A 26,406-nucleotide genomic window follows, 5' to 3' on the forward strand; every position below is an offset into this window, starting at 1 on the left:
GAGACAGGTCATTCGGAAGATGCCACACCCAGGGCGCGGCGTCGTCCAAGTCGGAGCTACTCGTCCTCAGCAAACTCCAGATTCGAGTGCTTGTATGTGTAGAGCCGGATGTTCTGATCGTAGCAGTACGAGGCATACAGCGCCGGGTGAATCGTTTCCCAGTTCCCCGGACCTTCGTCGAGGCTGGACGGGAACGCAACGCTGACCGCTTCGCCTTCCATCTCCACACCGTACGCGCCGGTGTTCTGTTCCGGTGGCAGCACCTCTACGACGATTGCAACTGACGCATCTTTGTCGCCCTTCTTTTTCACGCGGTCGCCGGGCGAGAACGGATTCTCCGGCTTCTGGTTCATGTACGCCGTGTTCGGTCCGAGGTCGATGAGTTCGTTCATCGGCCGGGCCGCGAGGTGATCCAGTTTCTCGGGTGCCTCGCCGGAATACTTCTCTTGCGAGGCCGCTTTCGATTTCAGCGTCTCGGTGCGCTCCCAGCCGAGCAGGATGAGACTGTCTTCGTTGTCCCGATGCCAGACCATCACGATGATGTCATCGTCCGGGTCGTTGTCGAGGAGGGTTTCGGGAAGGAACGCGGATACGTCGCGAGAGGTCTTCACGTCGACCTCGTAGCCGAACACTTCGAAGTCGTACGACGAGAAACTTTCAGGGTTGCATCGCCGCATCGCTTCTTCGTTCTTCCACTCCCAGAGTTCGACTGGGAGGTATTCGCGGCAGAACTGTTCGAACGCGAGTTCTCCAAGGTTCCCGATTCGCTTTACGTCGAGGTTCTTTCGGTCTTGGACCTTCGCCTGGTGGTTGGCGCGTTCGTAGTCGATTTCGTCCGGGGTATAGCGGTACACTATCTACGAGAGGACATGGTATGGAATTGAATCTTTCTCGAAGTATTAATATCACAGTCTTTGTTGATATTTACAAGTGATTTTAATAGGTATTGTTGAGAAGGATACATATGGCAGGTGACTACTGGTGTGAGGAGTGCCAGAGATGGATTGATAGTGGTGAAGTTACTGAAACCTCTGAAGAAACAAAGCCAGGAGCCCCAATGAGGACGAAGTATGAACACAATCTATGTGGGATGGAGGTTCAAAAAGCACAAACGGAGGACGAAGGCCCGCGATAATCAATTACTATTTTGCAATATTTTGTGAAACTCGCTCCAGTTCTCGAACTGCTCCTGAAACAGGTCGCTCGGCAGGTTCCACGCCCACGGCGCGGCGTCGTCCGGGTCGTACGTCTCCAGCGTCGGTTCGAGGTTCACGAGCGAGCCGCCGAACAGCTCACCATCAGGCGAGTCTGAATCGGCGTCCCAGTCGCGGTAGAACGTCACTTCGTCCTGCGCCTCTTTGTAGAACGACAGCGTCGAGAGCCGTTTCTGTTCGGGATGCACGTCCTTCCCGGTGTGGCTCACCACGCCGACGGACTCGACGCCGAGCTTCGAGAACCGCTTAATCGCGGGCGTCCACTGGGACGCCACTTCGCGGCTGAACGTCCGGGCGTCGAAGTGCGTCGAACCTTCGTCGATAGTGACGGTCTTCGGCCGCTCGCGGTGGGTCAGCAGTACGTCCATGAGGTCGTACATCGACCGCACCACGATGTCCGCGCCGTCCCACGTCCCCACGTTCGAGATGACCAGCAGGTCATCACCGAAGTGCGCCCGCGCGAGGTCGCCGTTCAAGAGGAACATCGTGTTCGTCTTCCCCGTGTTCGGGTTCCCCGCGCCGGTGATGGTCGTGAGACCACCGCCGTTTTCGAGCTCGTCGACGAGCCGAAGCGGCAGTGTCAGCGAACTGGCGTCGAGGTCCTGTTGAGTCACGCCGACGAGGTACGAAAGCGCGGTCGCGTGCGACGACTGCACCGCGCGGGTCGCGGCTTGGGTCCGCAGCGACGAATCGACGAGGCGACCGAGCGAGGTCTCGGCGAACGAGTCGGCCAGCTCGTCGTCCTCGGTGAGGTCGAGCGAGTTCAGGAACGACAGGTTCGCGTGGTCGCCCTTCGAGACCGGCAGTCCCGCGTGGTCGAGCAGCCGGTGGTCGCCGTCGATGCGCCCGCGTACTTGTTCGTACAACTTCGCCGCCGTCAGCAGCCGTTCGTCGGTCACAGCCGGTCACCCACCTGAATGTCGTGGAGGCAACGCCGGCAGAGGTGTCCCTTCGCCGTGGGGTTTCGGGGAGTCATCGACCATCCGCAGTACATGCACTTCGCGGAAGTGTCCGAGTCGGTCACGCGGATTCACCTCCGTCGAGGGGATGCGGGCCGAACTCGCTGGTCGAACTGCCGTCGAGGTCGTGAGCGGAGTCGCGCCCATCTCCGTCACCGTCGGAGCGGTCAGGCATGAGCTCGTCCGCGTCGTCCGTCCCGTCGTCCCGCGCGTGGTTCCGCACGAGGTACGCCGTCGCCAGTGGCAGGGCCGCCGATACGAACAGGTGTGTGTTCGTCACCGGGTAGTACGACGCAGACACCGCGCCGTCGTCGAGGAAGCGCATCGGCACGTCGAGCGCCCGCGGCGGTATCATCAGGATACCGAACCACAGGCCAGCGACGATGCCAACCGACAGCGAGAGGGCGATGATGTACTGTTCGCGCGTCGAAAGTTCGAGTTCGAGTTTCATTCTGATTCACCGTTGGCCGCGTGTTGCTTCCGCCGCTGGTCGAGGTCGGCCAGCGGGTCCGGTGCCGGGTCGCCGTCACCTGGTGCCCACTCGGTCGGGTCCTCGTCGAAGATGGAATCCGAGCCGTCCAGGTCGAAGTCTTCGAGCACGCTATCAATCTCTGCGTGCAGCGCGTCGCCGTCGTCCGGCAGCGCGCCTTTCTCGAACGTCCGCACGACGTGTTTCACGGTCTTGACCGCCGCCGCCCGGACGATAGCGAAGGAGTTGATTTCGAGCGATTCGCCTTTCCGGGCCTTCGGTTCCAACTGCTTGCGGTTGTACCGGAGGTATTCGAGCGCCCGCGCCAGCACCGGGTCCGGCAGCGAGCCGACCCACGTCCCGGCGACTTCCCGCGCGTCGAGGTCGACGCCACGGCCGAACGCGAGGTTCGGCGTCGCCCACCACAGTTGGCCGTCGACGACTGTCCACTCGGACCACCGCGGCGTCGGGCAGGTGTAGACACCCGCGCCGTCGCGGTCGAGCAGGTCGACGTCGACGAGCCACATCATCTGCGGGCCGCCCATCAGGTCGACGGCCTGCCCGCCGACCCAGCGCCCGGCGATGACCGCCGAGAGGCCAGCCGTCAGGCCGATGATTTGGAGCGAGCGAGGTACGCGCACGTCGAAGACGAGCACGAGGCCGACGAGCAACAGCGAGCCAGCGACAGCGAGGTGAACGCCGTATCGCATCACCCACACGAACGCTGTCACGAGTCGTCCCGCATCGCGGTCCGGCGCGACCGTCGTCGAGGCCGCGCCCATCTCTGGTTCGTCGGGAGTTTCCCGCTGAGCCTCAGCTGAGCTTTCGGCGTCGTCGCTCATGCGACACGCTCCATGTCACGGTGAAGGCCGAAGCGCCGCCGGACGATTATCAGGAGCGCACCGAACGACGTGCCGAGCGCGCCGCCGATAGCCGCGTCTCGCACGTCCGTTCCAGTGAACGGACCGGCGATAAGCGCCGAACCGCCGTCGTCAAACCGGATTTCGGTATATCGGCCGTTCTCGACGGAGTACGACGTGACGAGAGTCACCCGCGGTTCCGGGGAGTCGATTCGAATCGTCGTCCGTCCTGGCGGAATCGGTCTGCGAACCAGATTCCCAGCCGCGGCACCGGTCGAGGTCGAGCCGGTCGGCGCGGTCACGGTGACCGTCCGCGGCAGGTCCGATTCGAGTACGAGCACGGCGGTCCCGTCGACGTACTCGGCGGAGACGATTCGCACCGCGCGGTCGCCGGCCACGTCGCCGTAGTACGTCGTCTCGTTCGACGACTCCGAAGCCGTGGTCGGAGCCGCGGCTGTCGTCGTCTCTGTCGGAGCAGACGCGGTCGCGGTCTCTTGGGCGGCGACTGTGCCAGAGGCAGCGAGCAGCAGAGCGATACAACTGACGAGTATGATAGTGTGTATTCGAGTCATACGGGTAGGGGTAGGGAAGGGAGGTTGGCGAGCGTTACAGCAGCGACCCGAACCAGTCGCCCGACCAGTCGGGCACGCCGAGCAGGTCGAGCAGCAGGTCCGAACCCATCCCGACGAGGTCGATGCCCGCGAGTTGCAGAGCACCAGCGAGCACGACCGCGCCGGCGATGGTCCCGATGGGCAGCTGCTTCAAGAACCAGAGGAGCATCCTACTCGTTGCCCTCCCGCTGGATGAGTAGCACCGCAGCAGCGCCAACCAGCAGCGCGATACCGAGCGCCTGCGAGTCGAGGCCACCGGAGCCACCGGAGCCGCCACTTGACTGCTCCCGCTCCTCGATGTCTTGGCGAAGGGATTCGAGTTCGTTCGTCATGTTGACGAACTCACTCGTGTTCGTCGTTTTGTACACGTACTGCGTCGTGTTCTGCGACTGCACCGAAGACCCGTCGCGAGCAGTTATCTCGGTGATGGTGAAGGTACCGTCGAGGTCGACCTTCTCGCCGGTCGCGGTGGCGATGAACACCGGGCCGTCGATGGCCGAGGCGTTGTAGGTCGTGTTCGCGGACCACGACCCGTTAGGCGCGGAGCGAGCCAGCACGAGACCCTGATAGGTAACGTTCGCCGTCCCCGATTGGTCGGTGACGTTCATCAGCCCGGACGACTGCATGTCCGGCACATCGAAGCCCATCAGAGCGAGCGCCGCCGTCGAGTCGTACAGCGAGGTCGAGTCGGAACCCGACTGGGTACCGTATTCGAACATCGCCGTGTTCGCGCTAATCACGTCGGACGAGTTGATGTTTCCAGCCGCGAAGTCGTCGTAGGTCGCATTCACGAAGTTCGACGCCTCCGCTTGGAGGTCGTCGTTCTTCGTCTCGTAACGCGCCCAGCGGTCAGCGAACGACTGGTGTTCGATGAAGGTCATCGAATCGTAGTTGCTGTTCGGCGCGGCGATTTCCCAGCCGCGGAAGCCCCAGCCGAAGTTCCCGTCTATCTGCAACCACTCGTGCCGGGCCGGAGTCACGTAGTACGTCTCGTACGTGTTGACGCTGTTGTAACCGTCTCCGATAGTGTAGTTGTAGGCGAGCACGTCAGCAGACGAATCGTTGACGAGAGTCACAGACGATGTGTTCAGGCCTTCGTAGGTCTTCGAGACCGACCAGCCACTCCCGCTATCGACTTGTGCGAAGTCGTCTTTCGTGACGAATGTCGAGTTGTTAATCGGCTCCGACTCGGAGCGTTCTTCGATACTCACCTCAGCGGCAGAGACGGTCGCATTCCACCGCGCAATGTCGTTCTTCTGCTTGACAGCGTAGTAGTCAGCAATCGCCCGTCTCGCGTCGATACGGGCCTGCTCTTTCGTCTTGCCGTCCTCGTACGCTTCAGCGACAGCTACCTGCGCTTTCATCCACGCGACCGACTCGGTGTCGTTCAGGTAGTTGTCCATCGCCGTGTTGTACGAGTCGAGCGAGGTCTTCTCAGCCGACGCCGCAGAATACAGTTCGACTTTATCCTGCGTCCCGTCGAGGTCGAGCGTCGAGTCGGTCGGGTTGAACCGACACTCGTCGCCGTTCGGGTTAATCAGACTGTTGATGAACGCCGATATCGCGGAATCGGAGACATCGCAGTCTTGGAACCCGAGCGTCGCGGACACTGGACCCGAAGCACCTGCTGTCACGAGCAAGACAGCAAACAGGACAGCGAGCCCGCGTCGAGCGAACTCGCGCATCAGAGGCCTCCAGTGATGATGAACGCAGTTGCACCGAGACACGCGGCGAGGTAGCCGAGCGTCGCAGTCGCTTCCAGTCTGGTGAGGCCGAAAGGAAGGGTCATGGTCTGGTTACCTCACGGCGACCGCCCAGCCGACGACCGTAATCAGGAACGCGACTTGCGCGCCCAGCGGGTCGCCCAGTCCGAGCAGGAGGTCCTTGATTTCGGTCACGTACTGCCAGCCGAGGATGACAGCAGGCGACGCGACGATGAACGCCATCTCCCAGTACTCGTAGTGTTCGAGCGACTTCGTCTCGCTCGACATGAACGCCACCGCGTACACGAGGATGCCGCCGAGCGTCGCGTGCTCGCTCGTCAGCGTGTAGGACGACAGCCACGTGATGGTGATGTCGGAGATGCCGCCGAAGGCATACAGGCCAGTAGCGACGAACACGACCGACAAGAGCGCCGGGATGGTCCGCAGCATCGCGTAGTCCGACGCGAGGCCGCTGAGACCCTGCGAGTAGCGCGACGCCATTACTCGCCCCTCACGTCGAAGACGTGGTACTCACGCTCCTCGGTCGAGCCGTCGTCATGCTCGATTTCGTACGTCCGGGTCTCGGCGGTCTTCTTGACCGCGAGCCAACTGCCGTTGCCGAGACCCTTCTTGTCGATGGTCCGGCGAATCTGGCCGTTCGACCAGAACTTCACTCGGTCACCGAGGTCGCCGCCGCGGGCGAGGTGAATCACGTCGTTTTCGTTCGGTCCCACGTCGTGGTCGATATCGACGATAACGCCGATGACCGGCTCGTCGACTTCGAACTTGATTTCCTCTACTCCGTCGTCGTAGTCGTCCTCGACTTGCGTTTCTTCGAAGTCGTCGAACGACATTGGTTCAGACGCCATTACAGCTAGAACATGTTGATAGTAGGTACTAGCCGTACCTACCAGCCGTATGAAAGTGGAATCACCAGGCAGGGTAGGTTCCTACGTCATCCCCACACGTCAGCGACCGGTGGGGGTTTCTCGCCGCCGACATCGGGGTATTCCGGCTGTCCTCCCGAAGCAACGTAATCTTCGACGTGTTCGAGATTCGTAGCCGTCGCGTCGGCTGTCGGCATGTCCCAGTAGGCGTAGCAGCCCAGGTAGTCGATGTGGCAGTAGAAGTCGGCACTCTCTGGGAGCGTCGATTCTACGCCTGGAGTCACAACGTCATCGAGGGCGAGTTCTTCGACCGTTGCGCCATCGCACGCGAGCTGGAGAGAGTCGATAGAGAGCTCTCGAACGGCGTGCCGAACGTCCGGGTCTTGCAGGTGTTCGGGTCTCTCTATCGCTTTCTCGATATCTCGCGAGATGGACCAGAATCGCCTGCCAGTCGCCCAGTAGAGGCCGAGTTTCCACGTCGCCGCCTTGTCAGCGTACGAATCCGACTCTTTCGCGTCCTCGAACGACTCGGAGGCTTCGAGCAGGGAGCCGAAGGTGGCCGAGAGGTACTTTCCGAGGTACGCGCCAGCCGTCCGGCTTTGCATCTGTTCGTCGCCGTCCTCGCCGCTCTCGTCGTCGTAGAACTCGATGAGGTCGTGAGACCTCGCGTTCTTCGCTATCCACTCGTCGCTGTGGTCGTGGTCGCCGTAGCGGTACCAGTCCACAAATCCTTTCGAGACCGGAACTTCGAACTGGTCGCCGTCGTCGTCGACGAGCGTTTTCGTTCCGAAGTTCCCCACTTCGTCGAGGTCCTCCCGAAACACGAGTGGATAGAGATCGACGATTTGACCCTGGCCGTAGTCCTTCCACTTCCGTTCCAGCTCCGCCTTGTCTATCAGGAACGGCATCCCGTCACTCTCGCGGGTCGGAACGTCGAACATCAGGACGTGCAGGTGCGCGTAGCCCTTCTCGGTGAACTCCAGAGCTTTCAGGTACGGCGGCCGGTAGCGAGGTCGCCCGGTCACTTTGCCGTCGAGCGCCGGTGACCAACTGGGAACGCCGTCCCTCCTGGTGTCGTCTTTCGTCGACGGGTCCGAGTCGAAGTACGAGAGGAGCCGGTTGAAGTTCGGGTTTATCGACGAGATGCCGTCGTACAGCGAGCGCGGGTCGGGTCGAGTCGGGTCGTCGTACGTGCCGGGGTCCGTCGTCAGCGTCATCAAGACGGCGTTGTCGTACTTCTCGTACGCGTGTTCGAGCGCGCTGTTGTAGCGCGCCCACGTCTTTCGGAGCCGTCCCTGGGAGTTGAAGCGGGTATTGTACTGTTTCGTCATCCGGCGGGTGGTGTCGCCGCCGCGTCGCCCGCAGAAGTGGACGTCGAACAGCAGTTGGTAGTTCTCGATGCGCTTCAGGTACCGATGTAAAGAGTCTTCCAGCAGGTCCCGACCCCAGTCATCGACCTTATTCGCGGTTCTCAGGTAGTTCTCGCAGAAATGCCGGTCATACAGCAAGTCGTCGCGTTCCCTGGTTGTTTGAGTAATGCCTTCTGATATCAAGTCAAGTAGACGAATTGTCGGGGTGACCATCGTCATGCCGTCAGACTGGCGTTTTTCGATGAGCTGGGGGTCGTGCCCGTCGAGGTCGTTCAGGAACCGGTAGACGAACTGGTAGTCCGGGTCGCTCCCGTCGAACCGCTCGCACTGCCCGATGTACTGACCCTTGACGCACTCGGAGACGAGCGTCGGCAGGTAAATCCCCTCTGGCGAGGTCGAGATGCGCTTTACCAGCCGTACGCGGTCCCGGTCGCGCCCGCGAAGTTCGAGGTCGTCGTCCGGGTCTGCCGGGTCGTACCCGTAGGCCAGCAGGCCGAGGTCGCCCAGGTAGTCCACGAGGTAGGTATCTTTACATCGGTCTGGGCGGAGCCGTGAGCCCCATACGTCAGCGATTTCGGACGATGAGCGTTTTCCGACGCTCATTCGTCTCTCCGAGAGACCGCACGCGCAGCTGGTGAGTCGTGAGCGCCGGGGGCGCGAGTGCCCGCGTTACTCACGGGAACCCCCGTCTGTGCGGATGAAATCGCTCAGACGGCACTGGGCCTTACCGCCACTCGTTTTCGGCCGACGGCCGTCGGCCTCATGCGGACCGGCTTCCGGGTCAGGGGCAAGCCCCTGCTTCCGGCCGCTCCGGGCGGACTGGGACCCGCCCTCCGCTGTTCCGGTCCTTGCGGTGGTTTCTGCGGCCAGTTGGTGTGCCCACAGGAGCGAGGTGAGTCGGTGGTCCCGAATCTCGTCCTCGATGGCGGGGATGCGCGCGCAGTCCTTGCACTCGCGCATCTTCGCGGCGCGCTCCGCGTGGTCGACGAGACACCACGCTTTGCAGCTGCCGCAGGCGTAGCGGACGTACCGCCATAGATGTCTCTCGCGACGAACGTGAGACATCTACCATGCACCCCCCTTGGCTTCTAATTTCGCCCGACAGCGGCGACCCGTTGCATGAAAGCTGAGGGAATAATTTTCTCGGTGATTTTGAGAAAGCGCCGATTTGGCCGATATCGACGGCGTAGAGCCATCTCTCGGCTTTTTAATTCTGGCCCCGAAGGACCTAAATTTTGGATGGGCGCTACAGGATTTGAACCCGTGGCAACTTGGTCCGAAGCCAAGCACTCTGTCCAGACTGAGCTAAGCGCCCTACATGACTTCGTCTGTCGTGGATTGCTTTAAATGGATTGATTCGAGGCGGCGACTCCGCGCGATTTATACGCGGTCTCCGAACAGTACGGGGTATGTCTCTCGGTACGCGAGCGCGCGGGTTCGTCGAACTCACCCGACCGGGAAACGCCGTCGCTGCCGGCGTCCTCACGTTCACCGGGGCGTTCGTCGCCGGGGCGGCCCCGAGCGACGCGCTCGTCGTCGTCGCGGCGATGCTCGCCACCGTGTTCGCCACGGGCGCGGGCAACGCCATCAACGACTACTTCGACCGCGATATCGACCGCATCAATCGCCCGGACCGTCCGATTCCCCGCGGCGCGGTGACCGCGCCCGAGGCCAAGTGGTTCAGCGTCGCGCTGTTCGGCGGCGCGGTCGTCTCGGCGCTCGTCCTCCCGGTCGTCGCCATCGCCATCGCCGTGGTCAACCTCGTCGCGCTCCTCGCGTACACGGAGTTCTTCAAGGGTCTCCCGGGCGTCGGCAACGTCGTCGTCGCCGCGCTCACCGGCTCGACGTTCCTGTTCGGCGGCGCGGCCATCGGCGAACCGTTGGGCGCGGCCGTCCTCTGTGTGCTCGCCGCGCTGGCGACGCTGACCCGCGAAATCGTCAAAGACGTCGAGGACATCGGCGGCGACAGAGAAGAGGGGCTTCGGACACTCCCCATCGTCGTCGGCGAGGCGGCGTCGCTGTGGCTCGGCGCGGTCGTCCTCGTGGTCGCCGTCGGCGCGAGCGCGGTGCCGTTCGTCCGGGGGGAGTTCGGACTGGCGTATCTCGGCGTGGTCGTCCCCGCCGACGCGCTCATGCTCGCCGCCACCGCGCAGTCGTTCGGTAATCCGGCCGCGGCCCAGCGCCGACTCAAACACGGGATGTTCTTGGCGGCGTTCGCGTTCATCCTCGGACGGGCGACGGCGCCAGCGGGAAGTCTCTTATAAGTGATCCTGGACGGACAATCGGCAAGTTCCCGGAGAACGTCCCGACGAGCCGGAACTGTTCGATCCTCCAATCAAAAAGGATATTACCGGCTCACTGTATCATCGTACTATCCGATGACCCCCGGCGAGCGGAAGCGTCACGCGAGCGCGTTCCTCGGAGTCGACGACATCGAGTCGAGGTACCTGTATGTATAATCTGGGCGCTGATCTCGACGTCGAGGTCGAACCGGGCACGAACCTCCTCCTCGTCGGACCGGCGTTGACCGGCAAGCGTTCGCTGGCGCTCGACATCCTCGCGGAGGGGACCCGGAGCGGTGAAGGGGCGGTCATCGTCACGACCAAAGACGGCGCGGACCGCATCCTCAACGACTTCGGCAAGCGACTCGACTACGAGGGCAAGCCCGTCGCGGTCGTCGACTGCGTCACGAAACAGCAGGGCGTCGGCGAGGTCCGCGACGACGACCGAATCCGGTACACGTCGTCGCCGGTCGACATGACCGGAATCGGAATCAAGCTCTCGGAGATCCTCCAGGAGTACTACCAGGACCGCGGGCTGCCGGAGAACCGCATCATGCTCCACTCGCTTTCGACGCTGCTGATGTACGCCGACCTCCAGACCGTCTTTCGGTTTCTGCACGTGTTCACCGGCCGCATCCAGAGCGTGGGCGGCCTCGGCGTGTTCACCATCGACGCCGACGCTCACGACGACCGGACGATGAACACCATCAAACAGTTGTTCGACGGCATCATCACGACCCACGAGGACGCGCCGCCGGACATCCGCATCGCGGACCACTAGCCGGTTCGGCGCGCGCGCCGGACTGGGGACTGGGGACTGGGACGGCGGCCGCGCCGCACAGCCGCCTGACGTTTTTATCCGCAGACGGCCACGTCGTAGGTATGCCCATCACCAGCGACGACGACATCCGCGCGCTGTTCGACGCCGAGACCATCGCGGTCGTCGGCTGTTCGGCCACGGCCGGCAAGCCCGCCCACGACATCCCGGCGTACATGCAGCGCCACGGCTACCGCGTCGTCCCGGTCAACCCCTTCCACGACGAAATCCTCGGCGAGACGGCGTACGACTCGCTGGCCGACGTGGACGAAGACGTCGACCTCGTGGACGTGTTCCGACCGTCCGAGGAGGCGGGCGACATCGTCGACGCCGCAATCGAGCGCGCCGCCGACCGCGGCGACGTGGAGGCGGTCTGGCTCCAACTCGGCATCCGCGACGACGACGCGGCCGCCCGCGCCGAGGAAGCTGGACTCTCGTTCGTTCAGGACAAGTGCTTCAAGGTCGAGCACTCGCGGCTCGCCTGAGCGCCCGCTGAACCGGCGATTCGACCGGAGTCAGCTTCTGGCCGGCCTGTTCTACCCTTCCCACGACTCGAAGTCGCCGTAGACGCCCTTCGAGAGATATCGCTCCGAGGAGTCGGGGAAGACCGTGACCACGGCGTCGTGCGGGAGGTCGAGGTCGCCGGCGGCGGCGCGCTCGGCCACGTCGATGGCGGCCAGCGAGTTGGCGGCGGCGCTCGACGCGACGAGGTGGCCTTCCTCGGCGGCGAGGCGCTGCATCTCGCCGTGAGTGTCGCGGTCGGCGATTTGGACGAGTTCGTCCACCAACTCGGGGTCGAACAGCTCGTTCGTCGCGGGGTCGTGCGTGCCGATGCCCTCGGTCTTGTACGACGCCTCCGCCACGTCGCGGCCGTGGAGCCGGGCGTAGAGCGACCCCTCGGGTTCGACGGCGGTGACGAACGTGTCTTCGTTGCGCTCGCGGCCGTAGCGCGCCATCCCCATCAGCGTGCCCGCGGTACCGCAGCCGGCGACGAGCGCGCCGACCTCGCCGTCGAGCGCGTCGTACACCTCGGGCGCGGTCGTCTCGTAGTGCGCCTCGGGGTTGAGCGGGTTGGAGAACTGCTGGGGGACGACGGCGTCGTCGAGTTCGTCGGCGAGCTTGTGGGCGCGGTCGATAGCGCCGCCCATCCCGTCTTCGGTGGGCGTGTTCACCACGTCGGCTCCGAGCGCGCGCATGAGCGTCTGTTTTTCGACGCTGAACCGCTCGGGGACGACGAACACCGCGCGGATGCCGAGCTGTCCGGCCGCGACGGCGAAGCCGATGCCGGTGTTGCCGGCGGTCGGCTCGACGATGGTGCCGCCCTCGGGGAGTTCGCCGGATTCGAGCATCCGTTCGAGCATGTACTTCCCGATGCGGTCTTTGACGCTCGCGCCCGGATTGAACGATTCGAGCTTCGCGTAGACGGGCACTTCGTCGGGCGACGCGTGGACCCTGACGAGCGGCGTCTCCCCGACGGTGTCGAGCACCGAGTCGAAGGGTTCGCGGTGCGTGGTCATACGCGGGCAAAAGTTGCCCCTGACCCTGAACGTTTTCATCCCGTTGTCCCCCCTTCGTCGGAGGTCGGTGCGTGGGTGGGTCGAGCCGAGTCGGTCGAGCACAGTCGTCTCTCGGGGACTCCGAGACGAGGCTAGGGCTGGGTGCGAAACCGACAGAAAACGGGGAGCGTCGGAGAGTCGGCGTGCTTACGCGTCGTCGGTGGTGGCGTCACTCGACGCGTCGGCATCGGCGTCGGCGGTCTCGTCGCCGGCCGCGTCGTCCTCGGCCTCGGAGATGTGCGCCTGCGCGATGGCGGCGTCGAGGTCGACGCCCTGTTCCTCCGCGATGGCTTCGAGAATCGCCCGCTGTTCGGCGTTTTCGGCTTCGAGCCGGTCGACGCGCGACTTCGTCTCGTTGACCGTCTCGCGGACCTCGACGACCTGCTCGCGCAGTTCGTTGAGCTTCTTGTACACGTCTTCGGCCATCTCTGCGACCTTCTGGAGCTTCTTCGCGGTGCCTCCGAGTGCCATGTGTCGCCTCTCGGACTCGGGGCATGTACGACTTCCGGTGCGGTGTCGCGAGAAAACCGGCCACGAACACCGAGAGCGGGTGGAGACACCGGGTCTCAGCCGAGTTCGTTCGGGTCCACCCGGTCGACGACGACCCGGAGGCCGACGAGCGCGACGACGCCGACGAAGACGAGCCCCGCGACGGCGGCTCTCGCGCCGACGCCCGCGGTCCCGAGCGCCAGTCGCGCGGCCGTGTTCGCGGGGTTCAGCGGCAGCAACGACGTGCCCGCGAAGACGAGGAGCACGCCGATGGAGTACAGGAGCTGTGCGACCCGGCGGTCGGGCGACGTAATCGCCACCGCCGCGCCGAGGGTGACGACGACGGCCGAGAGCCCGGCGACCATGCCGAACAGCCAGGGCACGCTCTCGATGGCCGTCCCGTTCAGGTGGAGGAGCAGCATCCACGCGACGGCCTGCACCGGAGCCAGTCCGCCGGCCGCGAGGAGCTTCCCGTCCACGACGGCCGCGAAGCTCACGGGCGCGACTCGGAGGAGTTCGAGCGTCCCGCGGGCGACCTCCTCCGTGAGCGAGTCGACCACCAGCGACCCCGAGATGAACACGGGCAGGAACAACAACAGCGGGACGAGCACGGTGTAGGTGAAGCCGAAGTACGGGCTCGACTCCGCCGCCGGCGGGAGGGAAAGCGGGTCCGTTTCGAGGAACGCGCGCCGTTCCGCGCGCTCGGTGCGCTCCAGTTCGCGGAGCGCGTCGCGGAGGCGGGTGACGACCGCCGTCGTCTCCACGCCCGTATCGGGCGCGACCGCCGCGACCCGTATCCTGCCGTCCTCTCCCGTGGACGCCTCTAAGACGGCATCGACCTCCCGCTCGTGGAACGCCGTCATCGCGGCCGGCGTGGAGGCGTACGGTCGCCCGCTGAGCCCGTCTTCGGTCCCGACGGCGCGAAGCAGGTCCTCGACGGCCTCCTCGTCGCCCGCGACGGCCACGTCCACCTGATAGCTCGCCGCGCCGGGGTCGTACAGCGAGACGAGGCCGACGACGAGGAACGACGAGAACACCGCGACGAACAGCTGGATAGCCAGCGCCAGCACGATGGTTTTTTCCTTACGGAGACTGCCGAGTTCGCGCCGGGCGATGGCGAGTCGCGGGCTACCCAAGGGCGTTCACCACCTGAAGGTTGTAGCCGAGGTGAATGGCGATTGCACCCACGAGCGCGACGCCGTAGGCCGAGCGCCCCCGACTCGCCCCGAGGGCGGTCACGCTGGCGGTCACCGCGTGGAGCACGAGCGGCGCGAGGAACAGCCCGAGGACGACGAGGGCGCTCACGCCGGTGCCGCCGGCGATGCCGACGCCGGAGGGCGCGAAGGCGGTCTGGCCGAGCGTGAGCGACTGCAACCCGGCGAGTTGAGCGATGGCGGTGAACTTCTCGCCGACGAAGAAGCCGAGGCCGGAGAGCCCGCCAAGGACGAGCGACGACCGGAGCGTCCGCGAAAAGCGCGCCTTCTCGAAGGCGGCGAGGACGTGGAGGCTCTTTGCCAACTCCTCGATGACCGCGACCGCGACGAGCACCATCGGGACGGTCAGGTCTACCGGGAGGACGAACAGCACGGCGATGGCCAGCAGTTCCGCGATGAAGACGAACGGAATCGACAGCGCCGACAGGGTCGCAACCGAGCGCGCCCGCGAGATGCGACTGTCGAGCGCGTCGAGGAACTTCAGCGGGACCGGTCGCTGGGTGAACATGTCCTCCTCGCGGTAGACGCCGACGCCGAGGAGGAACAACACGGCCGCGGCGAGGAGAATCGGCCCGACGGAAAACAGGAACTCGCCGAGCGGAATCGACTCGCCCGCGAGGTCGCGCACGACGAGCGTCAGCGGCGAGATGAGCGCGATGGGCGTGACGTTCGTGAAGATGGCCGGGACGAACGTGTACGTCGTCAGGAACACCGACACCGTCACCGTGACGAACGTGAGTTCCTTGAACGAGCGGGCGAACATCGCGCCGACGAACGTCGAGGCGAGGAACAGGAGGCCGACGGGGACGACCGCGGCCACCGAGACGACGCCGCCGCCGACCGCCGCCGCGATGGCGACGGTGATGCCGACCGTCCCGAGCAGGTACGGGAGCGTCTTGCCGGCGACGATGTCGCCAGGCGAGATGGGCGCGACGAGGAGCAGTTCGCCGCGGCGGTTGATGCGCTCGTTGAGGACGCTCGACCCGTAGGCCTGAATCACGAAGTTCATCGGCACGAGGAAGGCGAAGGCGAGGACGAGCGAGGCGAACGGGAACGGCGGGCTGATGCTCGCCGGCGACCCGCTGCTGTCGCCGCCGAAGAGGCCCGCCATCCCGCCGAGCGACGGGGCGTCGACGCTGCCGTCGTCGGCCGCCGCGGCGTCGGACGCGTCAGGGTCGCCGCCGGCTGTCCCGCCCGCACCGTCACCGGCACCGGACGCGCCGCTCTCGGCTCCGGTTCCGGCGTCGGCTCCGCCGCCGTCACCGGCTCCGGCTCCGCCACCACCCCCGCCCGCGCCGCCGTCGACGCGGCTTCCGGCCGGGACGAGCGCGTCGCGCTCGCGGTACTGGAGGTCCACGACGACCGGGAACGCGGCCGACCGGTTCTCCTCGCGGGCCATCTGTCGTTCGTTGTACGACCGGACCGCGTCGCGGAACGCGGCGTAGGCGGCCCGGCCGGTCTGCGTGTCGACGACCGAGACGTGCGTCTCGCTGACGACGAGTTCGACGTTCGGGTCCGAGACGGGCCGCGGGTCGAGCGTGGATGACTGGTCCACGGCGTCGTAGTAGGGGCTGTCGCCGGCGATGCCGACGCGGTAGAGGTCGCGGTCGAGCGCGACCCCGCCGCCCGCCGCCCCGGCCGCGATGCCGCCGGCGACGAGGACGGCGACGAGACCGATGACGGCGGTCCGGCGGTCGAGCGTCCCCGCCGAGCGCGACACCTCCCAGCGGGCGATGCGGAGGATAGTCCGGGCGTGCTCGACGAGTCGGGTTCGGAGGTCGGTCACGACTGCCCGCGACCTCCGGCGACGCGCTGTTCGCGCTCGTCGTCGGCGTACTCGCGCTCGCCGTCAGCGGCCTGCCCGCGGCCGCCCTCGGCTTCGCTTGTCGTCGGTGCCTCGCGGGCGAGGCGGAGGAAGATGTCCTCCAGCGATGCCTCGTCGGTTCGGATGTCGGCGACGCGGCCGCCGGCGGCCTCGGCGCGCTCGCGGAGCGACTCGACGGCCGACATCTCGTCGACGACGGCGACGTGGCGCTCCTCACCGTCGATTTCGTCGTCGTCGGGCAGGGTCTCCGCGAGCGGGACGGTCGTGAACACGCGGTAGGTCGTCTCGCCGTGTTCCGCGCGAATCTCGGGGACCGTCCCGCGGGCGATGATTTCCCCGCGGTTCATGATGACCACGCGGTCGCAGATGGACTCGACGTGAAAGAGGTTGTGCGCGCTGAAGACGACGGTCTTGTCCTCGTCGCGGAGTTCGCGGACGAACTCCAAGACGACGTTCGTCGTCAGCGGGTCGAGGCCGCTGGCCGGTTCGTCGTAGATGAGCAGGTCGGGGTCGTTGACGAGCGACCGGGCGATGGCGACCTTGCGCTTCATCCCCTTCGACATGTCCCCGAGTCGGCGGTCGCGGTATTCGAGGCCGAGGCGGTCGAGCACCGCGCCGGTGCGCTCGTCGGCCACGTCGCGGGGCACGTCGTAGAGGTCGGCGAAGAATCGGAGATACGACCGCGCGGTCATGTCCTCGTACAGCGGCGACTCCTCGGGGAGAAAGCCGAGTTTGCGCCGCATCGCCGGCTCCTCGGGGTCGTATCCGAGCACCGATGCCGACCCGCCGGTCGGTTCGACGAGTCCGGCGAGCATCTTCAGCGTCGTCGTCTTCCCCGCGCCGTTGGGGCCGACGATGCCGAACACCTCGCCCGACTCGACCGAGAAGTCGCTTCCCACGACGGCGGGGAAGTCGCCGTAGGTCTTCCGCAGGTTCTCGACCGTAATCATTGAGAGAGTTTCACGCGGGACGGCATAAAAAGCGTTCGCGCAGGGTTTCAGGATTGATAGTCTTCCCCTTCGCGGGGCAACAGTTTCACCGCCCCGCGGCCGGGAGTGAACGAATGCCCGCGCCGCCGAGAACCGACGCTCGTCTACTTAGTCGTACTCGTAGAAGCCCTTGCCCGTCTTCTTGCCGAGGTCGCCCGCCGCGACCTTGCGCTTGAGCAGGTACGCCGGTTTGTAGCGGTCACCGAGCTCCTCGAACAGCGTCTCGGAGGCGTCCAGACAGATGTCGAGGCCGATGTGGTCCGCGAGGGTGAGCGGCCCCATCGGGACGTTCGTGCCGAGGGTCATGCCGCGGTCGATGTCCTCCTTCGAGGCGACGCCCTCGTCGTAGGCGCGGATGCCCTCGTTGAGCCACGGCATGAGGATGCGGTTGGTGACGAAGCCGGGCTTGTCGTCGGACTCCCACGTCTCCTTGCCGAGGGCCTCCGAAAAGTCGTGGGCGAACGCGACGACGTCGTCGTCGGTCTTCTCGCCGCGGACGACCTCGACGCCCTTCATAATCGGCACGGGGTTCATGAAGTGGAGGCCCACGACGAGTTCGGGGCGCTCGGTCGCGGCCGCGATGGTCGTGATTGAGAGCGTGCTGGTGTTCGTCGCCAGCACGACGCCCTCCGGGACGATGTCGTCGAGGTCGGCAAAGATGTCGCGTTTCACGTCCATGTTCTCGACGGCCGCCTCGACCACGAGGTCGCAGTCCCCGAGGTCCGCGAGCTCGGTCGTCCCCGCGACGCGCGCCTTCGCGGCGTCGGCCTCGTCCCCGGTCAGTTTCTCCTTCGAGACGAACCGCGAGAGGCTGTCGTCGATGGCCGACAGGCCGCGCTCGACGTACTCGGGTTCGAGGTCGCGCATGACCACGTCATAGCCGGCCATCGCGGCCACCTGCGCGATGCCGTTGCCCATCGTTCCCGCGCCGACGACGCCCACCGTGTCGATATCTTCGGTATCGTACATATCGGGGTCTGCGCGAGGGAGGGTGGTAAAACTTGCCGATGCGTTCGGAATAGTGACAGACTCGTGACTACCACGGGAAGACTCAAGTCGGGGGCAAGAATGGGGATATGCAACGGTGACTGGGGTGAACGACGCCGGCAGATACGACGAAGACGACGCGGGCGGGGGCGGAGGGGAAGCCGTCTCGGACGCGCGCCCGAGCGACGCCGAGGGCGCAAAGCGGGGGAACGGGCCGGACGAGGGACCGAAAAACCCTGCTGAGGCGCTGACCCACCTGCTCAGACCGCGGGGCGACCGCGCGAGCGACGGCGTCCCGACCGAGTTAGAGGCCTTGAAATACGTCGGCCCGGCGACCGCCGACAGTCTCGCCGAGGCGAACATCGACGCGGCCGCTATCGTCGACGGCGAGGTGTGTTACCGGGACCTCGTCGCCGCCGGGACGAACCCCGGCGTCGCGGCGAAGATTCGGCGCTGGCACTCGCTTTCGTGGTCGTTCAACTCCGGCGACGACCTCGACCGCCGCTCCTCGCAGGTCCGCGGACTGGGCGACGACGAGCGCGCGTGGGTCGCCGCGAGTTCGGGCGACTGGGACGCGAGTGACGATGCCGACACCGGCGACAGCGACGACAGCGACGACAGCGACGGCGACAGAAACAGCAACACCGGCGATTGGATCCCGGACGGCCGGGGCGGGGCGACGGAGACGAGCGGCCCGGCGCGAGACGGAGACTGGACTCCGTCGGGGTCGGGGACGACTACGAGACCGGAGAGCGAAGCGGACGCCCCCTCGGAGCCCACGGAGTCGGGCGATTGGACGCCGACCGGGCGGGGGGCGACCGACGCGTCGACCGACGGTTCGGGAGACGCGCTCGCGGCCGAAGAAGCGTGGCGCGAGCGGTCGAAGCCCGAACCGCTTACGACGCTCGCCGGGGTCGACGAGGCCGACGCCGAACTGCTCGCCGAGGCGGGCGTCCGCTCGGTCAGGCGACTCGCCACCGCCGACCCGGAACACGTCGCCGACGCCCTCCAAATCGACCCGACCGTCGTCAGCGCGTGGAAGGGGCAGGCGCGCGACGCCATGGAGTAAACCGCCGGTTCTGACTGCCGTCCGATTTTTTACTATCTGAGTAGTAATTTCTATTCGAACCGTGTTTTCCGTAATATTTTGTTACGACCCTCATAACGCTCGAATTCAGCAATATATCCTAAACCACTCTAGACGCAGTTTTTATATAGGTAGTTACACCATTTTGAATCAGATGATGCCCGGTTCCGACACGGCCGTCGACTCCCCGCAGACGGTATCTCCCACCCCGACGACGCTCGGGGTCAGCGCTCGACTCGCCGACGACTCGCCGACGACCCGCCGACGCCCGGAGGGATGGGCCTGATGGCGACGACCGACGTCAACACCGCCGACACCGCCCGCGCCGTGCGGACCATCGACGGCGTGGTCGACATCATCGCGAGCACCGCGCCCGAGATTCGGACCGGCCTCCCCGGTCGCCGTGTCACCGCCGAAGACGAGAACCCGAGCGGCGAGACGCAGATGGCCGCCGACGTGTTCGCCGACGACCTCCTCTGCGAGCGCATCGGCGCGCTCGACGGCGTCGGCGAGTACGCCAGCGAGGAGCGCCCCGAGTCCGTGGACGTGGGCACCGGCCGGCTGTCGGTCGCTGTCGACCCGCTCGACGGCTCGTCGAACCTGAAGCCGAACAACACGATGGGGACCATCTTCGCGGTGTACGATGGCCCGCTACCGGCCCACGGGCGCGACCTCGTCGCCGCCGGCTACGTCCTCTACGGCCCCGTCATGACGATGATTGTCGCCCGCAACGGCACCGTCGACGAGTACGTCCTCCACGACGACGCGAGCCACGAACTCGTCCGCGAGGACGTTTCGCTCCCCGACGAGGGGTCGGTGTACGGCTTCGGCGGCCGCGTCCCCGACTGGACCGACGACTTCGAGGCGTTCGCCCGCGAGGTCGAACAGGACGCCTCGCGCAAGCTCCGCTACGGCGGCTCGATGATCGGCGACGTGAACCAGATTCTCACCTACGGCGGCATCTTCGCGTATCCGACGCTGGAGTCCGCGCCCGAGGGCAAACTCCGCGTCCAGTTCGAGGGCTACCCCATCGGCTACGTCATCGAGACGGCCGGCGGCGCGACCTCCGACGGCACGAAGTCGCTCCTCGACGTGGACAAGGACGGACTCCACGCGCGGACCCCGATGTACGTCGGCAACACCGAACTCGTGGCGAAACTCGAAGCCGCGCTGGACTGAGCGAACCGAACCGACCGGGCACCTCGTTTTCTCCGAACTCCGCAGTCGATAGCGACCGGTCTCCAAACGGACGACGGCCGGACTGCCGCCGCCCCCGTTCGACCGACCGGCAAATCGTGCATGGAAAACCATTTTGAATACGGTGGTGCATCACCGAGTATGAAGGTCAGAATCGGTGACGGCGCGACCGGCGACGAGGCCGAGGCCATCGCCAACGCGCTGGCGCGACACCTCGGGACGGACGTGAACGTCTTCGTCGGCGACGGCGAGGAGGCCGTCGCGGACGCCGAACCGCCCGCGGACACCTTCCCGCTGGACGACGACATGGGTCCCACCGAGCGCGAGGAGCAACTCCGCGAGGAAATCGCGGACATCCTCGGCGGCGGCCCCGAGAAGTACAAACAGCGCCTGCCGGAGTCGGGAAAGCTGTTCGTCCGCGACCGTCTCGAACTCTGGTTCCCCGACGGACTGGCGTTCGAAGACGGCAAGTTCGCCAACTTCGACTCGTGGCACGAGAACTCCCCCGAGGTCGACGAGGCGGACCCGAACACTCGCCTGCCGGGCGACGGCCTCCTCACGGGAGCCGCCGAGTTCGAGGGCCGCGACCTCCACGTCATGGCCAACGACTTCACCGTCAAGGCCGGGTCGATGGCCCGCCGCGGCGTCGAGAAGTTCCTCCGCATGCAGCAGCGCGCCCTCAAGACCGGCAAGCCGGTGCTCTACCTGATGGACTCCTCGGGCGGCCGCATCGACCAGCAGACCGGCTTCTTCGCCAACCGCGAGGGCATCGGGAAATATTACTACAACCACTCGATGCTCTCGGGGTACGTCCCGCAGATTTGCGTCCTCTACGGGCCGTGTATCGCCGGCGCGGCCTACACGCCCGTCTTCGCCGACTTCACGGTCATGGTCGAGGGGATGTCCGCGATGGCCATCGCCTCGCCGCGCATGGTGAAGATGGTCACCGGCGAGGAGATTTCCATGCAGGACCTCGGCGGCGCGCGGATGCACACCGAGGAGTCCGGGAGCGCCGACCTCGTCGCCCGCGACGAGGCGCACGCCCGCGAACTCGTCTCGCAACTCGTCACCTACCTCCCCGACAAGGCCGGCGAGAAGCCGCCGCGCGCCGAGTCGAAACCGCCGCGGTACTCCCCCGACGGCATCGACGAACTCATCCCCGAGTCACCGAACCGCCCCTACGACGCCCACGACCTCATCGAGCGCGTCGTCGACGCCGAATCGGTGTTCGAACTGAAGCCCGACTACGGGAAGGAAATCGTCACCGCGTTCGCCCGCATCGACGGTCGGCCGGTCGGCATCGTCGCCAACCAGCCCACCGAGCGGTCGGGAGCCATCTTCCCCGACGCCGCCGAGAAGGCCGCGGAGTTCATCTGGACCTGCGACGCCTACGAGATTCCGCTCCTCTACCTCTGTGACACGCCCGGCTTCATGGCCGGGTCGCAGGTCGAAAAGGACGCCATCCTGGAGAAGGGCAAGAAGTTCATCTACGCCACGTCGTCGGCGACGGTGCCCAAGCAGACCGTCATCGTGCGGAAGGCCTACGGCGCGGGCATCTACGCCATGGGCGGCCCCGCCTACGACCCCGAGAGCGTCATCGCGCTCCCCTCGGGCGAAATCGGTATCATGGGCCCCGAAGCCGCCATCAACGCGGTGTACGCGAACAAGCTCGCCGACGTCGACGACCCCGAAGAGCGGGCGCGGATGGAAGACGAACTTCGCGAGGAGTACCGCGAGGACATCGACGCCCACCGGATGGCGAGCGAGGTGGTCATCGACGAAATCGTCCCGCCGTCGACCCTCCGCGACGAGCTTGCGGCCCGCTTCGAGTTCTACGCCGACGTGGAGAAGTCGCTCCCGGACAAGAAGCACGGGACCGTCATCTGAGCCGAGTCGGCGGTTAATGCTCCGTTTTTCCGGCGGGTAATCTCACGGTAACTGACCTAAGCGGTTCGTACTGAGGACGGCGGGGGTGGTACGGACCTCATCGTCGGCCGACTCCCGCCCGTTCCGCCCATCGCGTCTCGACCCGTCTCGCCGCGACATCGGGAATCGTCGCTTGCCGATAGCCCGCCATGAGCCACGAACTCCCCCTTCCCGAGACGTCCCGCGCGGCACTCGCACACGCGGTGAGCGACGAGCACGTCCTCTGGACCGTGACGATGCTGGCGTTCGTCCTCGACGTGCTGACGACGCTCTACGGGCTCGGCCGGGGGCTGGCCGAGCTCAACCCCGTGGTCCTCGCGCTCATCCCCGCGTTCGGGCCGGTGGGCGCGCTCATCTCGCTGAAACTCGTCGTCCTCGCGGTCGCGGTCGTCGCGTGGCGCGTCCTCCCGAGTCGCTACCGCGGGGCGATTCCCATCGGCGTGGCCGTCCCGTGGGGCGTCGCCGGGCTGATGAACACGCAACTCATCCTCGTTACGGTGTTCGGGTAGGCCGCCGGAGCGAGTCGATAAGCACGGCCCACGCGAGCCCCGCAAGTCCGATGTCGCGGGCGAGCACGTCACCAAACAGGCCGCCTTCGACGACGAACACGACCGCGAGGTAGAGACACGTCGTCGACAGCGAGACGGCAGCGACGGCGCTCGCGGGGGCGGTGTAGCGGTCCGCGACGATGGCCGCGCCGAAGCCGACTTCGAGAACGCCGTTTGCGAGCACGAACGTCACCGGCGAGACGACGAGAACGGGCGCGAGCCACGGGACGACGTACGCCGACCACGAAAGCGGGTCCAGAAGCTTGTGGACGCCCGCGGCGAACACCATCGCGCCGAGGCCGACCCGGGCGACGGTCGTCGGTTCGGGGGCCCGGGCGGCGACCGAGGCGGCCCAGTCGGCGACTGACGTGGCGCGCGCGGAGAGGCCGTCGAAAGCCATGTCCCGGCTAGCGACGCCGGGGAGAAAACGGTGCGGGTGGGTTACGGAGACGCGGGGCGACGCGCCGTGGCTCGGCCCAACCCGACCCGGCCCAGCTCAGGCGTCGTCCGCGTCGGCGGCGAACTCGCGTTTCAGCGACAGCGCTGTCCGCTCGAACTCGCAGACGAGGTCGTCGTCCTGATTGAACGCCTCGACTTTCATCGTCACCACGCCGCGCTCGCCGTCGGAGGTCTCACGCTTGTCGAGGACGGTCGTCTGCGCGCGGAGCGTGTCGCCGTGGAACACCGGGTTCGGGTGGGACACGTCGTCGTAGCTGAGGTTCGCCACGATGGTCCCGTCTGTCGTGTCGGGAACCGAGAGACCGACCGCGAGGCTCATCGTGTAGAGGCCGTTGACCAGTCGCTCGCCGAACTGCGAGTCGGCCGCGAACTCGGCGTCGAGGTGGAGCGGCTGCTGGTTCATCGTCATGTCGCAGAAGCGCTGGTTGTCCGACTCCGAGACGGTGCGGCGCTTCTCGTGTTCGATGGTCCGGCCGACCTCGAACTCCTCGTAGTACAGAGCGGTCATACTGGTGCGTGTGACAGACCGTGATAAAACCGTGCCGGTCGACCGCCTCGTGTGACAACTATTGCCCCGAACGAAACCAGATAACAACCATTATAATTATCCACAATAGAGGATTTCGAAAGCGCCCGATGACGGCCGATTCGGTCGGCCGTTCGGTCGGTGATTCGGCCGTCACTGCGGGCGCGGGACGGCGCGTCTGTCCCTCGGCTCAGCCGGCGCTCGGCCGGCACGACCAATCATGGCATCCGCAGCACCATCCACCGCGACGGACGACGAACCGACCGAAGAGACAGCCCTCGAGACGGCCCGCCGACAGCTCGAACGCGCGGCGGCGCACCTCGACGTCGACCCCGGCGTCATCGAGCGGCTCCGACACCCGAATCAGGTCCACCGCGTCTCGGTCCCCCTCGAACGCGACGACGGTTCGACCGCGGTCTACACCGGCTACCGCGCCCAACACGACAGCGTCCGCGGCCCCTACAAGGGCGGCCTCCGGTTCCATCCCGACGTGACCGAAGCCGAGTGCATCGGCCTTTCGATGTGGATGACGTGGAAGTGCGCCGTGATGGACCTCCCGTTCGGCGGCGGCAAAGGCGGCGTCGTCGTCGACCCCAAGGACCTCTCGACCGACGAGAAAGAGCGGCTCACCCGCCGGTTCGCAGAGGAACTTCGCCCCTTCATCGGTCCAACGAAAGACATCCCCGCGCCCGACATGGGCACCGACGCCCAGACGATGGCGTGGTTCATGGACGCCTACTCGATGCAAGAAGGCGAGACGAAGGCGGGCGTCGTGACGGGCAAACCCCCGGTCGTCGGCGGGAGCGAGGGCCGCGACACCGCGCCCGGCCGCTCCGTCGCCATCATCGCCCGCGAGACCATCGATGACCTCGGCTGGGACATCGAAGACACCACCGTCGCGGTACAGGGGTTCGGCTCGGTCGGCGCGCCCGCCGCGCGACTCCTCGACGACGAGGGCGCGACGGTCGTCGCCGTCTCCGACGTGAACGGGGCCATCTACGACCCCGACGGCCTCGACACGCACGACGTGCCGACCCACGAGGAGGAACCGGAAGCTGTCATGAAGTACGACGCGCCGCGGAAGCTCTCGAACGAGGAACTGCTCGAACTCGACGTGGACGTGCTCATCCCGGCCGCCGTCGGCAACGTCCTGACCGCCGAGAACGCCGACGACGTGCGGGCTGACCTCGTCGTCGAGGGCGCGAACGGGCCGACCACGTCGGCCGCGGACGAAATCTTCGAGGCGCGCGGGATTCTGGTCGTCCCCGACATCCTCGCCAACGCCGGCGGCGTCACCGTCTCGTACTTCGAGTGGTTGCAGGACCTCAACCACCGCTCGTGGTCGCTCGAACGCGTCCACGACGAACTGGAGACCGAGATGCTCCGCGCGTGGACCGCCGTCCGCGAGCGCGTCGAGGAACACGACGTGACGTGGCGCGACGCCGCCTACATGGTCGCGCTCGAACGCGTCTCCGAGGCCCACGAACACCGCGGCCTCTGGCCCTGAACCGGGCCGGCGACGAGTCGATATTTCACCGCCCCCCTCGATACACACACCATGCCCCGACGCAGCGTTCTGTTCTCCCCCGGCGACCGACCCGAGCTACTGCGGAAAGCCCCCGGCGCGGGCGCGGACGTGCTCGTCTTCGACCTCGAAGACGCCGTCTCGCCCGACAGGAAAGCCGAGGCTCGGGAGGCGGTCGCTTCGGTCCTCTCGGACCCCGAGTTCGACCCCGACGCCGAGGTCGCGGTCCGCGTCAACCCCGGCGACGCCGGCCGCGACGACATCGCCGCCGTCTGCGCCGCCCACCCGCCAGATTCGCTCGTCGTCCCGAAGGCGACGAGCGCCGACGACGTGACGAGCGTCGCCGGCGCGGCTCGCGAGGTCGGCGCGGACTGCCCCGTCATCGCCATCGTCGAGAGCGCGGCGGGCGTCCTCGCCGCCCCCGAGGTCGCGGCCGCGCCCGACACCGCTGCCGTCGTCTTCGGCGCGGAGGACTTCGCCGCCGACGTGGGCGCGACCCGGTCCGAGGAGGGAACCGAAGTGCTGTACGCCCGCGAGCGCGTCGTCGTCGCGGCCGCGGCCGCCGGCGTCGACGCCATCGACACGCTCCACGTCGACTATCGGGACGAGGCGGGGCTCCGCGAGGACGCCGCGTTCGGCCGGCGACTCGGCTACGACGGGAAACTCGCCATCCACCCCGCGCAGGTGCCCGTCATCAACGAGGCGTTCTCCCCCGACGACGAGGACGTGGCGTGGGCGAAGAAGGTGCTCCGCGCCCGCGACGAGGCCGCGAGGGAGGGTCGGGGCGTCTTCGGCGTCGACGGCGAGATGATAGACGCCCCGCTCGTCAAACAGGCCGAGAACATTCTCGACCGCGCCGGCGAGTCGTACTGAGCGCACCCGGACCGACGCGCCGGCGCGAGACCG

The 26,406-nt window shown here is 66.2% G+C and carries 28 protein-coding genes and 1 tRNA gene; 10 read left to right on the forward strand and 19 right to left on the reverse strand.

What is annotated here, in order from left to right; all coding sequences use genetic code 11:
* Positions 1-56 precede the first annotated feature (56 nt).
* A complete protein-coding gene (locus HVO_RS11575) occupies positions 57-854 on the reverse strand; it encodes a hypothetical protein (protein WP_004043510.1) in 798 nt (265 codons plus the stop codon).
* 110 nt (positions 855-964) lie between these two features.
* Between HVO_RS11575 and HVO_RS20940 the strand changes: the two genes are divergently transcribed.
* The gene (locus HVO_RS20940; protein ID WP_158546581.1) at positions 965-1,135 is read left to right on the forward strand and encodes a hypothetical protein; all 171 of its coding nucleotides are present in this window, start codon (positions 965-967) and stop codon (positions 1,133-1,135) included.
* Here the strand turns inward: HVO_RS20940 and HVO_RS11580 are convergent, their stop codons facing one another.
* The 10 genes from HVO_RS11580 to HVO_RS11625 form a co-directional block, all read right to left on the reverse strand.
* The gene (locus tag HVO_RS11580) at positions 1,136-2,113 is read right to left on the reverse strand and encodes a hypothetical protein (RefSeq protein WP_004043509.1); all 978 of its coding nucleotides are present in this window, start codon (positions 2,111-2,113) and stop codon (positions 1,136-1,138) included.
* Positions 2,114-2,234: 121 nt separating this feature from the next.
* A complete protein-coding gene (locus HVO_RS11585) occupies positions 2,235-2,624 on the reverse strand; it encodes a hypothetical protein (RefSeq protein WP_004043508.1) in 390 nt (129 codons plus the stop codon).
* Positions 2,621-3,484 (reverse strand): hypothetical protein, encoded by an 864-nt coding sequence (locus HVO_RS11590; RefSeq protein ID WP_013035378.1) that lies wholly within the window; start codon positions 3,482-3,484, stop codon positions 2,621-2,623. Before HVO_RS11590 ends, HVO_RS11585 begins: the two co-directional genes overlap by 4 nt.
* Positions 3,481-4,074, reverse strand: coding sequence for a hypothetical protein (locus tag HVO_RS11595; RefSeq protein ID WP_004043506.1), 594 nt, complete (start codon positions 4,072-4,074; stop codon positions 3,481-3,483). Before HVO_RS11595 ends, HVO_RS11590 begins: the two co-directional genes overlap by 4 nt.
* A gap of 34 nt (positions 4,075-4,108) precedes the next feature.
* The gene (locus HVO_RS20945; RefSeq protein ID WP_004043505.1) at positions 4,109-4,282 is read right to left on the reverse strand and encodes a hypothetical protein; all 174 of its coding nucleotides are present in this window, start codon (positions 4,280-4,282) and stop codon (positions 4,109-4,111) included.
* A 1-nt stretch (position 4,283) separates the two neighbouring features.
* Entirely contained in the window at positions 4,284-5,723 is a 1,440-nt protein-coding gene (locus tag HVO_RS11600) for a hypothetical protein (RefSeq protein ID WP_004043504.1), read from the reverse strand.
* A gap of 186 nt (positions 5,724-5,909) precedes the next feature.
* A complete protein-coding gene (locus tag HVO_RS11605) occupies positions 5,910-6,317 on the reverse strand; it encodes a hypothetical protein (protein ID WP_004043503.1) in 408 nt (135 codons plus the stop codon).
* Positions 6,317-6,685, reverse strand: a complete 369-nt coding sequence (locus tag HVO_RS11610; RefSeq protein WP_236995487.1) for a hypothetical protein — start codon at positions 6,683-6,685, stop codon at positions 6,317-6,319. Before HVO_RS11610 ends, HVO_RS11605 begins: the two co-directional genes overlap by 1 nt.
* An 86-nt stretch (positions 6,686-6,771) precedes the next feature.
* The gene (locus tag HVO_RS11615) at positions 6,772-8,589 is read right to left on the reverse strand and encodes a hypothetical protein (protein ID WP_004043501.1); all 1,818 of its coding nucleotides are present in this window, start codon (positions 8,587-8,589) and stop codon (positions 6,772-6,774) included.
* A gap of 724 nt (positions 8,590-9,313) precedes the next feature.
* Positions 9,314-9,388, reverse strand: a tRNA-Arg gene (locus tag HVO_RS11625).
* A 94-nt stretch (positions 9,389-9,482) separates the two neighbouring features.
* On the opposite strand from HVO_RS11625, the gene HVO_RS11630 reads away from it, so the two are divergent.
* From HVO_RS11630 to HVO_RS11640, 3 genes are all read left to right on the forward strand, one after another.
* On the forward strand, positions 9,483-10,337 hold the full coding sequence (locus tag HVO_RS11630; RefSeq protein ID WP_004043499.1) for a geranylgeranylglycerol-phosphate geranylgeranyltransferase: 855 nt from the start codon (positions 9,483-9,485) through the stop codon (positions 10,335-10,337).
* A gap of 187 nt (positions 10,338-10,524) precedes the next feature.
* Complete coding sequence (locus HVO_RS11635) at positions 10,525-11,136, forward strand: RAD55 family ATPase (RefSeq protein ID WP_004043498.1); 612 nt, start codon at positions 10,525-10,527, stop codon at positions 11,134-11,136.
* Between the two features lie 101 nt (positions 11,137-11,237).
* Positions 11,238-11,657 (forward strand): CoA-binding protein, encoded by a 420-nt coding sequence (locus tag HVO_RS11640; RefSeq protein WP_004043497.1) that lies wholly within the window; start codon positions 11,238-11,240, stop codon positions 11,655-11,657.
* Between the two features lie 51 nt (positions 11,658-11,708).
* Here HVO_RS11640 and HVO_RS11645 read toward each other — a convergent pair whose 3' ends face one another.
* From HVO_RS11645 to HVO_RS11670, 6 genes are all read right to left on the reverse strand, one after another.
* Positions 11,709-12,689, reverse strand: coding sequence for a PLP-dependent cysteine synthase family protein (locus HVO_RS11645; protein ID WP_004043496.1), 981 nt, complete (start codon positions 12,687-12,689; stop codon positions 11,709-11,711).
* Positions 12,690-12,875: 186 nt separating this feature from the next.
* On the reverse strand, positions 12,876-13,199 hold the full coding sequence (locus HVO_RS11650; protein ID WP_004043495.1) for a DUF5798 family protein: 324 nt from the start codon (positions 13,197-13,199) through the stop codon (positions 12,876-12,878).
* A 95-nt stretch (positions 13,200-13,294) separates the two neighbouring features.
* Positions 13,295-14,353, reverse strand: coding sequence for an ABC transporter permease (locus HVO_RS11655; protein ID WP_004043494.1), 1,059 nt, complete (start codon positions 14,351-14,353; stop codon positions 13,295-13,297).
* On the reverse strand, positions 14,346-16,217 hold the full coding sequence (locus HVO_RS11660) for an ABC transporter permease family protein (RefSeq protein ID WP_004043493.1): 1,872 nt from the start codon (positions 16,215-16,217) through the stop codon (positions 14,346-14,348). Before HVO_RS11660 ends, HVO_RS11655 begins: the two co-directional genes overlap by 8 nt.
* The gene (locus HVO_RS11665; RefSeq protein ID WP_004043492.1) at positions 16,214-17,206 is read right to left on the reverse strand and encodes an ABC transporter ATP-binding protein; all 993 of its coding nucleotides are present in this window, start codon (positions 17,204-17,206) and stop codon (positions 16,214-16,216) included. Before HVO_RS11665 ends, HVO_RS11660 begins: the two co-directional genes overlap by 4 nt.
* A 147-nt stretch (positions 17,207-17,353) precedes the next feature.
* Positions 17,354-18,214, reverse strand: coding sequence for a 3-hydroxyacyl-CoA dehydrogenase family protein (locus tag HVO_RS11670; protein ID WP_004043491.1), 861 nt, complete (start codon positions 18,212-18,214; stop codon positions 17,354-17,356).
* Between the two features lie 124 nt (positions 18,215-18,338).
* Here HVO_RS11670 and HVO_RS11675 point away from each other — a divergent pair, with 124 nt between their 5' ends.
* The 4 genes from HVO_RS11675 to HVO_RS11690 all read left to right on the forward strand — a co-directional run bounded on the left by HVO_RS11675 (position 18,339) and on the right by HVO_RS11690 (position 22,951).
* The gene (locus tag HVO_RS11675) at positions 18,339-19,301 is read left to right on the forward strand and encodes a helix-hairpin-helix domain-containing protein (RefSeq protein ID WP_004043490.1); all 963 of its coding nucleotides are present in this window, start codon (positions 18,339-18,341) and stop codon (positions 19,299-19,301) included.
* Positions 19,302-19,604: 303 nt separating this feature from the next.
* Entirely contained in the window at positions 19,605-20,498 is an 894-nt protein-coding gene (locus tag HVO_RS11680; RefSeq protein WP_004043489.1) for a class 1 fructose-bisphosphatase, read from the forward strand.
* 159 nt (positions 20,499-20,657) lie between these two features.
* Positions 20,658-22,403 carry an acyl-CoA carboxylase subunit beta gene (locus HVO_RS11685; protein WP_004043488.1) on the forward strand — a complete coding sequence of 582 codons (1,746 nt, stop codon included), beginning with the start codon at positions 20,658-20,660 and terminating at the stop codon, positions 22,401-22,403.
* Between the two features lie 188 nt (positions 22,404-22,591).
* Complete coding sequence (locus tag HVO_RS11690; protein ID WP_004043487.1) at positions 22,592-22,951, forward strand: DUF5658 family protein; 360 nt, start codon at positions 22,592-22,594, stop codon at positions 22,949-22,951.
* Here HVO_RS11690 and HVO_RS11695 read toward each other — a convergent pair.
* Complete coding sequence (locus tag HVO_RS11695) at positions 22,935-23,390, reverse strand: DoxX family membrane protein (protein WP_004043486.1); 456 nt, start codon at positions 23,388-23,390, stop codon at positions 22,935-22,937. The two genes, HVO_RS11690 and HVO_RS11695, sit on opposite strands and share 17 nt — an antisense overlap.
* Positions 23,391-23,486: 96 nt before the next feature.
* Positions 23,487-24,044 (reverse strand): MaoC family dehydratase, encoded by a 558-nt coding sequence (locus HVO_RS11700; RefSeq protein ID WP_342764124.1) that lies wholly within the window; start codon positions 24,042-24,044, stop codon positions 23,487-23,489.
* A 151-nt stretch (positions 24,045-24,195) separates the two neighbouring features.
* Here HVO_RS11700 and gdhB point away from each other — a divergent pair, with 151 nt between their 5' ends.
* Together gdhB and HVO_RS11710 are read left to right on the forward strand one after the other, a co-directional pair.
* Positions 24,196-25,482 carry a glutamate dehydrogenase GdhB gene (gene gdhB, locus HVO_RS11705; protein WP_004043484.1) on the forward strand — a complete coding sequence of 429 codons (1,287 nt, stop codon included), beginning with the start codon at positions 24,196-24,198 and terminating at the stop codon, positions 25,480-25,482.
* A gap of 51 nt (positions 25,483-25,533) precedes the next feature.
* Positions 25,534-26,373, forward strand: a complete 840-nt coding sequence (locus HVO_RS11710) for an HpcH/HpaI aldolase/citrate lyase family protein (RefSeq protein WP_004043483.1) — start codon at positions 25,534-25,536, stop codon at positions 26,371-26,373.
* Positions 26,374-26,406 lie beyond the last annotated feature (33 nt).

It is taken from the genome of Haloferax volcanii DS2 (genome assembly GCF_000025685.1).
GTDB lineage: Archaea > Halobacteriota > Halobacteria > Halobacteriales > Haloferacaceae > Haloferax > Haloferax volcanii.